General features: G+C 76.0%; 12 protein-coding genes. 8 read left to right on the forward strand and 4 right to left on the reverse strand.

The genetic code is table 11. The annotated features are described in order from the left end of the window. Window positions 1–144 precede the first annotated feature (144 nt). Window positions 145–852: a hypothetical protein gene (locus tag ACI798_RS18755; RefSeq protein ID WP_457048634.1), complete on the reverse strand. Its 708-nt coding sequence runs from the start codon at window positions 850–852 to the stop codon at window positions 145–147. 185 nt (window positions 853–1,037) lie between these two features. On the opposite strand from ACI798_RS18755, the gene ACI798_RS18760 reads away from it, so the two are divergent. The 8 genes from ACI798_RS18760 to mnhG all read left to right on the forward strand — a co-directional run bounded on the left by ACI798_RS18760 (window position 1,038) and on the right by mnhG (window position 9,239). Then, the gene (locus ACI798_RS18760) at window positions 1,038–2,213 is read left to right on the forward strand and encodes a sensor histidine kinase (protein WP_457048635.1); all 1,176 of its coding nucleotides are present in this window, start codon (window positions 1,038–1,040) and stop codon (window positions 2,211–2,213) included. Then, window positions 2,210–2,869, forward strand: a complete 660-nt coding sequence (locus ACI798_RS18765) for a response regulator (protein WP_456942919.1) — start codon at window positions 2,210–2,212, stop codon at window positions 2,867–2,869. Before ACI798_RS18760 ends, ACI798_RS18765 begins: the two co-directional genes overlap by 4 nt. Before the next feature lie 117 nt (window positions 2,870–2,986). After that, window positions 2,987–5,854 (forward strand): Na+/H+ antiporter subunit A, encoded by a 2,868-nt coding sequence (locus tag ACI798_RS18770; protein WP_457048636.1) that lies wholly within the window; start codon window positions 2,987–2,989, stop codon window positions 5,852–5,854. Further along, window positions 5,851–6,369, forward strand: coding sequence for a Na(+)/H(+) antiporter subunit C (locus tag ACI798_RS18775; RefSeq protein WP_457048637.1), 519 nt, complete (start codon window positions 5,851–5,853; stop codon window positions 6,367–6,369). The genes ACI798_RS18770 and ACI798_RS18775 overlap by 4 nt, the downstream gene beginning before the upstream one ends. Further along, complete coding sequence (locus ACI798_RS18780; RefSeq protein WP_457048638.1) at window positions 6,366–8,027, forward strand: Na+/H+ antiporter subunit D; 1,662 nt, start codon at window positions 6,366–6,368, stop codon at window positions 8,025–8,027. The genes ACI798_RS18775 and ACI798_RS18780 overlap by 4 nt, the downstream gene beginning before the upstream one ends. Further along, window positions 8,024–8,578 carry a Na+/H+ antiporter subunit E gene (locus tag ACI798_RS18785; RefSeq protein WP_456942923.1) on the forward strand — a complete coding sequence of 185 codons (555 nt, stop codon included), beginning with the start codon at window positions 8,024–8,026 and terminating at the stop codon, window positions 8,576–8,578. Before ACI798_RS18780 ends, ACI798_RS18785 begins: the two co-directional genes overlap by 4 nt. Continuing rightward, window positions 8,575–8,877, forward strand: a complete 303-nt coding sequence (locus tag ACI798_RS18790; RefSeq protein ID WP_457048639.1) for a monovalent cation/H+ antiporter complex subunit F — start codon at window positions 8,575–8,577, stop codon at window positions 8,875–8,877. The genes ACI798_RS18785 and ACI798_RS18790 overlap by 4 nt, the downstream gene beginning before the upstream one ends. Next, a complete protein-coding gene (mnhG, locus tag ACI798_RS18795; RefSeq protein ID WP_457048640.1) occupies window positions 8,874–9,239 on the forward strand; it encodes a monovalent cation/H(+) antiporter subunit G in 366 nt (121 codons plus the stop codon). Before ACI798_RS18790 ends, mnhG begins: the two co-directional genes overlap by 4 nt. A gap of 21 nt (window positions 9,240–9,260) precedes the next feature. On the opposite strand, the gene leuA is transcribed toward mnhG, so the two are convergent. The 3 genes from leuA to ACI798_RS18810 form a co-directional block, all read right to left on the reverse strand. Then, window positions 9,261–10,997 (reverse strand): 2-isopropylmalate synthase, encoded by a 1,737-nt coding sequence (leuA, locus tag ACI798_RS18800; protein WP_457048641.1) that lies wholly within the window; start codon window positions 10,995–10,997, stop codon window positions 9,261–9,263. Window positions 10,998–11,174: 177 nt separating this feature from the next. Continuing rightward, window positions 11,175–11,837, reverse strand: coding sequence for a helix-turn-helix domain-containing protein (locus tag ACI798_RS18805; protein WP_457048642.1), 663 nt, complete (start codon window positions 11,835–11,837; stop codon window positions 11,175–11,177). Window positions 11,838–12,139: 302 nt separating this feature from the next. After that, a complete protein-coding gene (locus ACI798_RS18810; protein ID WP_457048643.1) occupies window positions 12,140–13,732 on the reverse strand; it encodes a phospholipase D family protein in 1,593 nt (530 codons plus the stop codon). Window positions 13,733–13,805 lie beyond the last annotated feature (73 nt).

Genomic DNA, 13,805 nt, shown 5'->3' on the forward strand with positions numbered 1-13,805 from the left:
ACCTTGATCGCTCCCCCGGCGGCCGACCCAGCCGAGCGGCGGGGGCGCGCCCCCCCCCCCCCCCCCCCCCCCCCCCCCCCCCCCCCCCCCCCCCCCCCCCCCCCCCCCCCCCCCCCCCAGCACGATCAGCTGACCCGATCGTGCTCACGCGGCGACGGCGGCCTCGGCGCGGCGGCGCTGCACCATCCGCGCCCCGACGACGAACGCGGGGACGGCGCCGACCAGCGCGAAGCCGGCGTACAGCAGCGGGGTGAAGGTGAGCGCCGCCGACGCGACCAGGCAGGCCACGGCCGGGACCAGCAGCCACCAGCTGATCACGCCGGCCCGCGCGAGGCCGGCGTAGCCGACCAGCGGGCCGAGCAGGCCGAACAGCGTCACGGTGCCGACGACGCCCACGGCCGCCTGACCCTGCACCGACTCGAACAGCGCGAGCGCGGTGTCGGCGGGCAGCTCCTGGCCGATGCCGCCGGTCCAGAAGTCGTAGAGCACCATGCCCGTCACGGTGACCAGGCCGATCGCGGACAGCAGGGCGCCGACGATCGTCGGGATCCGGCCGCGGCGGCCGCGGACCAGCGCCGGGGCGGCCAGCCAGGCCAGTGCGAGGGCCATGTTGCCGTAGTGCAGCAGCAGCGCCGACAGCGCCGTCTGCCCCTCGTCGGCGGCCAGGGAGGCGATGTAGTCGGCGTCGGCCGGGGAGGCCTGCGGCGGGGAGGTGGCCAGGCCGGCGACGTAGAGCAGCGAGCCGCCGACCAGGGCGGCGCCGGCGATCGGCAGCATCAGCGAGCCGGCGCTGCGGGCCGGGCGCGCCTCGGAGGCGGTGGGGGTGCGGGTGGGGAGCGCGGAGGTGGTCATCGGTCCTCGTCGGTCGGGGCACCGCTCGCTGCGGTGCGTCGGCGAGGACTCTCCGGCCGGGCGACCCTCCGGCACGTCCGTCCCGGCGGACCGACCGTCCTCCGCCGCGCGGGGGAGGGGCGGCGGCTGTCCATCGGCCGCGCGGGGGATCCCGGGCACCCCCGCGGGCCCCTACCGTGCTCGCCGTGCCCCGCTGGTCCGCCTCCCCGTCCCTCCGCCGCCTGGTCTGGCCGGCCCTCGGGCTGCTGCTCGCGGTGCTGGCGGTCGTGGAGACGGCGATCGACGAGACCCACCGCTTCCCGCTGGTCACCGCGGTGCCCGGCGTCGTCGTCGGCGCGGTGGTGGCCCTGGGCACCCGGTGGCCCGAGGCGGCCGCGGTGGCCGGCGGGCTCAGCGTGCTCGGCAACTACGCGCTCGGGACGCCCGGTCCCGGCGGCGCCCAGCTGATCGCCATGGCGGTGCTCGTCGGGCACGCCGCCGCGGTGCTGCCGGTGCGGCGGGGGCTGCGCGCGGCCGCCGTCGCGACGCTGGTCGTGGTGGTCAGCGGGATCGTGTTCGGCCCGTCGACCTGGGAGAGCGTCTTCTACCTCGTCGTCACCGGGACCGCCTGGGGGGTGGGCGTGCTGGTGCGCCAGTCGCGCGAGCGGGCCAGCGAGCTGCAGGTCCTCGCCGCGCGGCTGGCCGAGCAGCAGGAGGCGGTGGCCGGCGCCGCGGTGGTCGCCGAGCGGGCGCGCATCGCCCGCGAGGTGCACGACTCGGTGGCGCACGCGGTGAGCGTGATGGTGCTGCAGATGGGCGGCCTGCGCCGGCTGCTGCCCGACCACCCCGAGGCGCAGGAGGTGCTGCTCGGCCTCGAGCGGCTCGGCCGCGAGTCGGTCGACGAGATGCGCCGGGTGGTCGGCATCCTCCGCGAGTCCGGCAGCGGGGACCCGGCGACGCAGCCGTCGCTGTCCCGGCTCGACGCCGTGCTCGCCGAGCTGCGCGCCGGCGGGATGCCGGTGCAGCACGTCGTCACCGGTGAGCCGGCCGAGCTGCCGCCGCTGGTCGACGTCGCGGCCGTCCGCGTGGTCCAGGAGGCGCTGTCCAACGTCGTCCGGCACGCCGGTGCCGCGGCCACGCGGGTCGAGGTCGCCTGGACGCCGGGCCGGGTCACCGTGACCGTCACCGACGACGGCCGGCCGCGGGTCCCCGTGCCGCCGCCGGCCCCCGGCACCGGCGGCCACGGCCAGGTGCACATGCGCGAGCGGGTGGCCGTGGCCGGCGGCGACCTCTCGGTGGGGCCGGTCCGCGGCGGCTACCGGGTCCGGGCCGGCTTCCCGGTGCCCGCACCGGCGAGCGCGCCCGCGGCGGTGGGCGCGTGACGATCCGGGTGGTGCTGGTCGACGACCAGTCGATGATCCGCACCGGCCTGCGGATGGTCCTCGCCGCCGAGCCCGACATCGAGGTGGTCGGGGAGGCCGGCGACGGCGCCGGCGGCGTCCGGGTGGTCACCGAGCTCGCGCCCGACGTGGTGCTGCTCGACGTCCGGATGCCCGGCATGGACGGGCTGGAGGCCGCGCGGCGGATCGCCGAGGCCGGCCTGCCCACGCGCGTCGTCGTCCTCACCACCTTCGACGAGGACGAGTACGTGGCCGCCGCGCTGCGCGCCGGGGTCAGCGGGTTCCTGCTCAAGGTGGCCCCGCCCGAGGACCTGGTCGCCGCGGTGCGCACCGTGGCCGCCGGGCAGGGGCTGCTCGACCCGGCGGTGACGCTGCGGGTGATCCGGTCCTTCGCCGCCGCGCCCGCGCCCGACCCCGGCCGCGCCGCCGAGCTCGCCCGGCTGACCGAGCGGGAGACCGACGTCCTGGCGCTGGTCGCGGCCGGGCTGTCCAACGCCGAGATCGCCGCGCGGCTGTACCTCGGCGAGGCGACGGTGAAGACGCACGTCAGCCGGGTGCTGCTGAAGCTGGGCCTGCGCGACCGGGTGCAGGCGGTGGCCTTCGCCTACGAGTCGGGGCTGGTGACGCCGGGTAGGTGACCCGGTCCTCCCCGCCGTCGGTTTCCCGGCGCGGGAGCGGCGGTACCCCCACGAGGGGGCGACGCCGCCGCACCGCCGTCGTCGCGTGCTCCCCTCCGCCGCCGACCCGGGAGCCCCGTGATCGCACTGCTGCTCGCGCACCTGGTGGCCGCCCTGGCGGCGCCGGTGCTGGTGCGGTGGTGGGGACGCAACGCCTTCCTCGCCCTCGCGCTGGTGCCCGCGGCCGGGCTGGCCTGGACGCTCGCGCAGCTGTCGGCGGTCGCGTCCGGCGGCGACGTCCGCGAGACCGTGCCCTGGGTGCCGGAGCTCGACCTGTCGGTCGCGCTGCGGCTGGACCCGCTCGCCCTCGTGTTCGCCGGGCTGGTCACCGGCGTCGGGGCGCTGGTGCTCCTCTACTGCAGCCGCTACGTGGAGCCGGACGACGAGGGCACCGGTCGGCTGGCCGGCTGCCTGACCGCCTTCGCCGGCTCCATGCTGGCGCTGGTCCTCGCCGACGACGTCTACCTGCTGTACGGCGCCTGGGAGCTGACGACGGTCTTCTCCTTCCTGCTCATCGGCGGGTCGGGGAGGTCGCTGGCGGCGCGGCGGGCGGCCAGCCAGGCGCTGGTGCTCACCACCGCCGGCGGCCTGGCGATGCTGGCCGGGCTGGTCGTGCTGGCGCACGCCGCGGGCACGTCGCGGCTGTCGGCGATCGTCGCCGACCCCGGCAGCGGGCCGGCCGTCGTCGCCGGGGTGCTGCTCGTGCTGGCCGGCGCGGTGACCAAGTCCGCGCTGGTGCCGTTCCACTTCTGGCTGCCGGCGGCCATGGAGGCGCCGACGCCGGTGAGCGCCTACCTGCACGCGGCGGCCATGGTGAAGGCCGGCGTCTACCTGGTCGCGCGCCTGGCGCCCGGCGTCGCGGACCTGCCCGGCTGGCGGCCGCTGGTGCTCGGCCTGGGTGTGGCCACGATGCTGGTCGGCGGCTACCGGGCGCTGCGCCAGTCCGACCTCAAGCTGCTGCTCGCCTTCGGCACGGTCAGCCAGCTCGGGTTCCTCACCACGCTGGTCGGCGCCGGCAGCGCTGAGCTCGCCCGCGCCGGGCTGGCCATGGTGCTCGCCCACGGGCTGTTCAAGTCCACGCTGTTCCTCACCGTCGGCGTCGTCGACCACGCCACCGGCACCCGCGACCTGCGGGAGTTGTCCGGCCTCGGCCGCCGGATGCCGGTGGTCGCCGCCGTCGCCGGCCTGGCCGCGGCGTCGATGGCCGGGCTGCCGCCGCTGCTCGGCTTCGTCGGCAAGGAGGCGGCGTTCACCGCGCTGCTCGACGGCGGCCTGCCCGGCCGCACCGCCGCGCTGCTGGTCCTCGCCGGTCTGGTGCTCGGGTCGGTGCTCACCGTCGGCTACACGCTGCGCTTCCTGTGGGGCGCGTTCGCGGCGAAGCCCGGCCGCCCGGCCACCGAGGTGGCGCACCCGCCGGGGCCGCTGTTCCTCGCCGCCCCGGTCGTCCTCGCCGTCCTCGGCCTCGCGGGTGGCGTCCTCGCCAAGGGCCTCGAGCCGGTCGTCGGCCGCTACGCCGACGAGCTGTCCACCTACGCCCCGGAGGTGGAGGAGCTCGCGCTGTGGCACGGGCTCCAGCCGGCCCTGGCCCTGTCGGCGCTCACCCTGCTCGGCGGTGCGGCGCTGTTCGTGGGGCGCGCGGCGGTGGCCCGGGTGCAGCGGCGGCTCACGGTCCGGGCGTCGGCCGACGAGGGTTACTGGAACGTGCTGCAGGGCGTCGACCGGCTCGCCGTCCTCGTCACCGGGACGACGCAGCGCGGGTCGCTGCCGGCCTACCTCGGCACCATCCTCACCGCGGTCGTCCTGCTGCCGGGCGCGTTGCTCACCACCGTCGCGGAGCGGCCGGCGCAGTGGCGGGCCTGGGACACCCCCGTCCAGGTGCTGGTCGGCGTCGTCGTGCTGCTCGCCGCGGCGATGGCGGTGCGGGTGCGCCAGCGGCTCTCGGCGGCGCTGGTCGTCGGCGTCACCGGCTACGGGCTGGCGGTGTTCTTCGTGATCGCCGGTGCGCCGGACCTCGCGCTCACCCAGTTCCTCGTCGAGACGGTCACGATCGTGGTGTTCGTCCTGGTGCTGCGGAAGCTGCCCAAGGACGTGTCCGAGCGGCACCGCCGCCGGGAGCGCACCGGCCGCGGCCTGCTCGCCGTCGGCGTCGGCCTGCTGATGGGCGCGGTCTCCGCCGTGGCGCTGGCCGCCCGCGACGCGCCGCCGGTGTCCGACGAGTACGCCCGGCTCGCCGAGGAGGCGGAGGGGGACAACGTCGTCAACGTGACCCTGGTCGACATCCGCGCCTGGGACACCTTCGGGGAGATCTCGGTGCTCATCGTCGCCGCCACCGGCGTGGCCAGCCTGGTCTTCCTGCGGCGGCGCAGCGGGGCGATCGAGCGGGCCGAGCGCGAGGACCAGGCCGCCGGGCCGTCCCGGCGGGCGCCGGTCGGGGAGTGGCTGGCCGCCGGCGCCACGCTCGACCCGCGGCGCCGGTCGGTGGTGCTCGAGGTCGTCGTCCGGATGCTGTTCCACACCGTCCTGGTCTTCTCGCTGTACCTGCTGTTCGCCGGCCACAACCAGCCCGGCGGAGGGTTCGCCGGCGGCCTGGTCGCGGGGCTCGCGCTGGTGCTGCGCTACCTGGCCGGCGGCCGCTACGAGCTCGGCGAGGCGGCTCCCCTGGACCCCGGCCGGCTGCTCGGCGCGGGCCTGCTGCTGGCCGGCGGCACCGGCGTCGCCGCGCTCCTGCTGGGCGGGCAGGAGCTGGAGTCCACCTACTGGGAGTGGACGCTGCCCGTCCTCGGCGACGTCAAGCTCGTCTCGCCCCTGTTCTTCGACGTCGGCGTCTACCTGGTCGTCGTCGGCCTGGTGCTCGACGTGCTGCGCAGCCTCGGCGCCGAGCTCGACCGCCAGGAGGACGAGGACGACCCGGTCGAGATCGCGCCGGGGGAGGTGGTGGCGCGGTGACGCCGACCGTCGTCCTGCCCGTGGTCATCGGCGGCCTGTACGCCGCCGGGGTCTTCCTGCTGCTCGACCGCAGCCTCACCCGGGTGCTGCTCGGCTTCCTGCTGCTGGGCAACGCCACCAACCTGCTGCTGATCAGCGCCGCGGGCCCGGCCGGGAGCGCGCCGCTGCTCGGCCGCGGCGACGGCGACACCGCCGACCCGCTGCCGCAGGCGTTCGTGCTCACCTCGATCGTCATCACCTTCGGCGTCTCGGCGTTCCTGCTCGCGGTGATCCACCGCTCGTGGCGGCTGGCCCGCCAGGAGGCGGTGGAGGCCGACGAGGAGGACCGCCGGCTGGCCACCCGCGAGGGCCGTCGCTCCGGCCGCGAGGACCCCGACGAGATGGACCCGGACCGGCTCGCCGCCGAGGACCGGCGGCCCTTCCACGCCGAGCCGCCCCGGCGCCGCGTGCAGCCGCCGCCGGGCACCCCCGCGGACGACGTCGACCTGCCCCCGGCGCGACGGCGGTCGCGGTGATCCGGGTCCTCGCGCCGCTGCCGGTGGTCCTGCCGCTGCTGGGCGCCGCCGTCTCGCTGCTGCTCAGCCGCCACACGCGGACCCAGCGGACGCTCAGCGTCGCGGTGCTCGCCGCGGTCCTGGGCGTGTCCGCGACCCTGCTGGTCCTCGCCGACCGGTCGGGGGCGGTCGCGGTGGCGGTCGGCGACTGGCCGGTGCCGCAGGCGATCTCTCTGGTCGTCGACCGGCTGTCGGCGCTGATGCTGGTGGTGGCGCACACCGTGGGCCTCGGGGTGCTGCTGTTCGCCGTCGGCCAGGGCGCCGCCGACGGCGGGGAGCAGGCGCCGGTGTCGATCTTCCACCCGACGTTCCTGGTGCTCATGGCCGGCGTCGGGTTCGCGTTCCTCTCCGGCGACCTGTTCAACCTCTACGTCGGCTTCGAGGTGCTGCTGACCGCCAGCTACGTGCTCATCACCCTCGGCGGGTCCGCGCCGCGGGTGCGCGGCGGGATCACCTACGTCGTGGTCAGCCTGGTCGGGTCGCTGCTGTTCCTCGCCGCGATCGGCCTGGTGTACGCGGCCACCGGCACCGTGGACATGGCCGACCTGTCGGTGCGGCTGGCCGAGGTCCCCGAGGGCACCCGCACGCTGCTGCACGCGCTGCTGCTCATCGCCTTCGGCATCAAGGCCGCCGTCTTCCCGCTCTCGGCGTGGCTGCCCGACAGCTACCCGACCGCTCCGGCGCCGGTGACCGCGGTGTTCGCCGGGCTGCTCACCAAGGTCGGCGTCTACGCGATCATCCGCACGCAGACGCTGCTGTTCCCCGACGGCGCGCTGGACACCCTGCTGATGGCGGCGGCGCTGGCCACGCTGGTCGTCGGCATCCTCGGTGCGGTCGCGCAGACCGACCTGCGCCGGATCCTGTCCTTCACGCTGGTCAGCCACATCGGCTACCTGGTGTTCGGCATCGCGCTGGGCAGCGTCGCCGGGCTGACCGCCGCGGTCTTCTACGTCGTCCACCACATCGTCGTCCAGACCACGCTGTTCCTCGTCGCCGGGCTGGTCGAGCGCACCGGCGGGTCGACGTCGATCCGCCGGCTCGGCGGCCTGGCCGCCGCCTCCCCGCTGCTCGCGGTGCTGTACCTGCTGCCGGCGCTGAACCTGGCCGGCATCCCGCCGCTGTCGGGGTTCCTCGGCAAGCTGGGGCTGGTGCAGGCGGGGGTCGCCGACGGCCGCCCCCTGGCGCTGGTGCTGGTCGGCGCCGGGCTGGTGACCAGCCTGCTCACCCTGCTGGCGGTGGCCCGGGTGTGGACCCGCGCCTTCTGGCGGCCGCGGGCGCAGGAGCCCGGCGCCGACACCGCGACCGCCGCGGCGGCGGACGCGGGGCCGCGCCCGGCCGGGGCCCGCCCCTCGGGGAACGGCGTCGCCCGGCCGTCGTCGGCATGGCAGCGCCAGGTGGCCGTGGCGACGGCGTCCGAGGGGCCCGAGGAGCCCGACGAGCACCCGGGCGAGCCCGCGGAGCGGCTGCCGCGCCTGCTGGTCGGCGCGACGACGGCGCTGGTGGCGCTGACCGTCGCCCTCACCGTGCTGGCCGGCCCGCTCTACGGCCTGGCCGACCGCGCCGCCACCGACCTGCTCGACCGCGGGCCCTACCGCTCGGCCGTCGAGGGGGAGCGGTGACCGACCGCGCCCGCCACCTGCTGCGCCAGCTGCCCGCGCTGGTCTGGCTGGTCCTGGTCTGGGTGCTGTTGTGGGGCACCTGGTCGTGGGCGAACGTGCTGGGCGGCGTGCTGGTCGCCGTCCTGGTCACCCGGGTGGTGCCGCTGCCGGCGGTGGTGGAGAACGTCCGGATCCGTCCGCTCGCGCTGCTGCGCTTCCTCGCGGTGTTCGCCGTCGACCTCGCCGTCTCCAGCGCGCAGGTGGCCTGGCGCGCGCTGCGGCCGGGCCCGCCGCTGCGCAGTGCCGTCATCCGGGTGCAGCTGCGCACCGACTCCGACCTGCTGCTCGCGGTCACCAGCGAGGCGCTCAGCCTGGTGCCCGGGTCGGTGGTGCTCGACCTGGACCGCGAGCACCGGGTGCTCGCCGTCCACCTGCTCGAGGTCCGCGACCGCGACGACCTCGAGCGCCAGCGCGCGGGCGTGCTGGCCATGGAGGACCGGGTGGTGCGGGCGTTCGGCCGGTCCCGCGAGCGCGCCGCGCTGGACGCGGAGCCTGCGGAGGTGGCGCGGTGAGCGGGGTGGCCGTCGTGGCGTTCGCCTTCCTCGGGGCGGGGGCGCTGCTCGCGCTGGTGCGGCTGGTCCGCGGCCCGTCGCTGCTGGACCGGGTCGTGGCCGGCGACGCGATGCTGGTGATCGTGGCCGGCGGGCTCGGCGTGCACGTGGCGCTGTCCCGCGACGCGTCGGCGGTGCCGGTGCTCGTCGTCGTGGCGCTGCTGGGCTACATCGGCGCGATCGCGGTGGTCCGCTACGTCGGCGGCATGGTGCTCGACCGACCCCCGGGCGAGGACCCGGTGGGGGAGGAGCGGCCGTGAACGCCGTCCTCGACGTCGTCGCGACCGTCTGCCTGCTGCTCGGGTCGTTCCTCGCCTTCACCGCGGGACTCGGGCTGCTGCACTTCCCGGACGTGCTGACCCGCCTGCACGCGGCCACGAAGCCGCAGGTCACCGGGTTACTGCTGGTGCTGGTCGGCGGGGCGATCAGGCTGGCCGGGACGCCCGCGATGTCGGCCCTGCTGCTGGTGGCGATGCTGCAGGTGCTGACCGCGCCGCTGTCGGCGCACATGGTCAGCCGGATCGCCTACCGCCGCCGGCACGTGCGCCGGGACCTGCTGGTGGTCGACGAGGTGGCCGAGCACGCCGGCCGGGACGCGGACCCGGGGCTCCGCGGCGACTGACGCCACGGAGCCCCGGGGTCCTCAGCGCAGGGCCCGGTTGACCGCCGAGACGACGGCACGCAGCGAGGCGCTGACGATGTTCGGGTCGATGCCCACGCCCCACAGCACGCGCTCGCCGACGGCGCACTCGACGTAGGCGGCGGCGCGGGCGTCGCCACCGGCGGACAGCGCGTGCTCGGCGTAGTCCAGGACCCGGACGTCGACGTCGAGGGTCTTCAGCGCGTCGACGAACGCGGCGATCGGACCGTTGCCGCGGCCCTGCACGGTGACCGGTACGCCGTCGGCGGTCAGCTCGACCACCATCTCGTCGAGCTGCTCGCCGTGGGCGGTGTGCCGGTGGCCGGTGAGGGCGAACCGGCCCCACGGGGCGTCGGGGTCGGGCAGGTACTCGCTGGTGAACGCGGCCCACATCTGCTGGGCGGTGACCTCCCCGCCCTCGTCGTCCGTGTGCCGCTGGACGACGCCGCTGAACTCGATCTGCAGCCGCCGGGGCAGGTCGAGGTGGTTCTCGGTCTTCATGACGTAGGCCACGCCGCCCTTGCCGGACTGGCTGTTGACCCGGATGACCGCCTCGTAGCTGCGGCCGACGTCCTTGGGGTCGATCGGCAGGTACGGCACCGCCCACGGCATCTGCTCGACCGGCGTCCCGGCGGCGGCCGCGTCGGCCTCGAGGGCCTTGAAGCCCTTGTTGATGGCGTCCTGGTGGGAGCCGGAGAAGGCGGTGTAGACCAGGTCGCCGCCGTAGGGGTGCCGCTCGTGCACGCCGAGCTGGTTGCAGTACTCGACGGTGCGGCGGATGTCGTCGATGTCGGAGAAGTCGATCTGCGGGTCGATGCCCTGGCTGAACAGGTTCAGGCCCAGGGTGACCAGGTCGACGTTGCCGGTGCGCTCGCCGTTGCCGAACAGGCAGCCCTCGATGCGGTCGGCGCCGGCGCGGTAGCCCAGCTCGGCGGCGGCGACGGCGGTCCCGCGGTCGTTGTGCGGGTGCAGGCTCAGCACGACGGCGTCGCGGCGGCCCAGGTTGCGGTGCATCCACTCGACCTGGTCGGCGTAGACGGTCGGCTCGGCCATCTCGACGGTCGCCGGGAGGTTGAGGATGGTCGGCCGGTCGGGGGTCGGCTCCCAGACGTCGGTGACGGCGTTGCAGATCTCGACGGCGAAGTCCAGCTCGGTGCCGGTGAAGGACTCGGGGCTGTACTCGAACCGGATCTCGGTGTCGCCGGCCTGCTCGGCCAGCTTGCGCACCAGCTGGGCGCCGTGGACGGCGATGTCGACGATGCCGGCGCGGTCGCTGTCGAAGACGACGCGGCGCTGCAGCGTGCTGGTCGAGTTGTAGAGGTGGACGATCGCCTGCTCGGCGCCGCGCAGCGACTCGAAGGTGCGCTCGATCAGCTCGTCCCGGGCCTGCGTGAGGACCTGGATCGTGACGTCGTCGGGTACCAGGTCGTCCTCGACGAGCTGGCGGACGAAGTCGTAGTCGGTCTGGCTGGCCGCCGGGAAGCCGACCTCGATCTCCTTGTAGCCCATCCGCACCAGCAACTCGAACATCCGGCGCTTGCGGTCGGGGCTCATCGGGTCGATCAGGGCCTGGTTGCCGTCACGCAGGTCGACGGCGCACCAGCGCGGGGCCACCGTGGTGACCTTCTCCGGCCAGGTGCGGTCGGGCAGGTCGACCGGCTGGAACGGGGCGTAGCGGGAGATCGGCATCCCCGAGGGGCGCTGGGGGTTGCGGGCGTGCGGGTGCTGCGGGCTGGTCACGGTGGGATGACTCCTCTGGCGCGGGCTGGACTGTCGCTCCTGGGGGGCGGTCAGCGGGCACCGGGACGTCATCGACCACGGCAGGATCTCCGCGGCGAGGGAGCCGACCTAGGAGGAGGCCTCGCCGCGGCGGGTAAGCAGGAGGCTGCCGCGCACGGAGCCCACGGTAGCAGCGGGTCAGCCGAGGTCGCAGCCACACGCGCAGTCCGGCGCGTGCGGTGCAGGCGGCGCCGGCCGTCCCGGTGCCGGCGGGAGCTCGTCGAGCAGCAGGTCGTCGCAGGCCGGAGGGCAGACGCAGCGGAACTCCGGCGGGGGCGGCGGGAGCAGCCCGGCGGCCCGCCGGCGTTCCAGGTCCTCCGCGCGGGCCCTCTCCGCGGCCGCCCGCCGGGCTGCGGCCCGGTCGGCCAGGCCGTCCCCGGGCCGGGGGAGCTGGTGGTCCTCCGGCGTCCCGCATCTCCGGCGGCGTTCGTCCCTGCTCCACCGGTCGCGGGTGAACGTGTAGGTGACCGGCGTGCGGTCGTACCGGTGCGGCCCGTGCCACCAGCCGTCGTCGCCGTGCCGGGTGTCGAGGTGCGCCGGGAAGTGCCGGTCGCCCTCGTCCCGGACCGCCGCGCCGTCCATCGGCGCCACCTCCCGCCCCTCGGCGTCCAGCAGCGCCAGCCGCAGCCCCGCGACGGCCGCCAGCCGGGCCAGCACGCGGGCGTCGAGCCCGCGCGTCCCGGCCTCGATCGCCGCGATGGTCGACTTGGACAGCCCGACCGTCCCCGCCAGCTCACGCTGCGACAGGTCCGCGGTCCTGCGGATGCGTCGCAGGACGCCGGTGAGGTCGAAGTCGGCCACGCGCCGAGCTTGGGCCCGTGCGTCAGACGCGGGGGTCGGCAGGTGCACCTGGGGAAGCTCGTGCCCTGCCCACAGACGCGGGGCAGAGCACGAGCTCCTGTGGTGTACACGTGCCCGTCTCCCTTCGCGCTCTGCCCCGTGTGCGGGGGCAGAGCACGAGCTCGCTCGGGAGGAGGTGCTGCCCGGGTCGGCACGGGCGAGTGGGGTGCGCCGGGGAGCGGCCGGTCGGACTCGTGGGGCAGGGCGTGCCGGGACCGGGCGGCTGGGCCGCTGGGGCGTCCGCGTGCTCAGGACCCGGGTGCTCAGAACTCGCGGCGGCGGCGGAGGCGGAGCGGGCGGCCGTCGGGGTCGTCGACGAGGCGGTACAGCGGCGTCGCCCACAGCCGGGTGGTCAGCGAGAGCCGCTCGGGGCGGTGGTGGCGCAGCCGGCCGCGCGGGCGGGGGCCGTGGCGGCCGCCGTCGTACCAGGCGTCGAGCGCGTCGGCCGAGGCGTCGAGGGTCGCGACGCACGAGGCCGGGTCGAGCAGGTCGGCGTCCTCGCTGCCGTCCTCGGCCCGGTCGGTGTGCTCGCGGGCGAGCACCAGCCGCAGGTCGCGGGCGAAGGTCCGGGCGCCGTCGCCGGTGCCGGCCGGGTCGCGCGGCTCGCGGGGGTCGAGCGTGGTGTCGAGGACGGCCGAGGACAGCTCGCTGTCGTGGGTCCAGGAGCGGCGGTTGAAGTTGTCGCTGCCCACGCTGGCCCACACGTCGTCGACCACGCAGACCTTCGCGTGCACGTAGACCGGCGTCCCCTCGTGGTTCTCGACGTCGTACACGTGCACCCGGTCCCGGCCGGCCCGGCGGCACATCTCGATCGCCTGCCAGCGGCCCACGTACTGCGGCCGCTGGGCGATCGCGCCGTCCTGGTCGGGCACCCGCGGCACGACGACGACCAGGTGCAGGTCGGAGTGCTGGCGCAACGCGTCGGCGAACAGCTCGGCCACCTCGGCCGACCACATGTACTGGTCCTCGAGGTAGATCAGCCGCCGCGCCCGCCGGATCGCCTTGGAGTAGCCGCGGGCGACCGACCGCTCGCCGTCGGGGGCGAAGTCGTAACGCGGCCGGATCGCCGGGTAGGTCCGCAGGTTCTGCACCAGGTGCGGTCCCGTCGGCGGCGGGGCCGGCAGCTGTGGCGGCAGCGGGTCGGCGAACATGCGGCCCCGGCGGAACCGGTCGACGACGTGCGCGATCGGGTTGCCCTCGTCGGGGTCGGTGGGGTCGTCCCACCGCTCGCGGAACACCGTGTCCAGGGCCGCGACCGCCGGACCCCGGACCATCAGCTGCACGTCGTGCCAGGGCGGGGTGGGGCCGTACGCCGCGGCCATCGGCAGCGTCTGCGGGTCGCCGCGGTGGTCGGCGTCGTCGCGGCGGCTGTGGCACAGGTCGATCCCGCCGACGAAGGCGGTGTCCTTGGTCGGGTCCTGGTCGTGCCGGCAGACGACGAGCTTCTGGTGGTGGCTGCCCCCGCGGCGCACCCGCTGGTCGAGCACCACCAGGCCGCCGCCGTCCTCGACCTCGCGGTCCAGGGCCCGGTTCTCGCGGGCGCTGAACGACAGCCAGTCCACGTGCGAGCGCCAGACCAGACCGCGCACGGTCACCCCGCGGCGCACCGCCTCGGTGAACAGCTGGGCGACGGTCGGCCCACCGGGGCGCAGCTCCTCGTCGGGGTCGCCGCGCCAGTCGGTGAAGAACAGGTGGTCGCCCTCGTCGAGCCCCTCGACGCACTCGACCAGCCGGTCGAAGTAGGTGGCGCCGTGCACCAGCGGCACGGCGAGGTTGCCCTCGGTCCAGGCCGGTAGCTCCGTGGCCGTGTTACCTCGCTCCTCGGCGCTGAGCAGCCAGTCCTCGGGAGCGGTCACCCGGTGATCACATCGCCCGCGGCGGCGGGACGCAACGGGACCGCGCCGGGCTGATTCACGGGGGAGGAGGCCG

The sequence above is a fragment of the Geodermatophilus sp. SYSU D01045 genome (genome assembly GCF_054050295.1).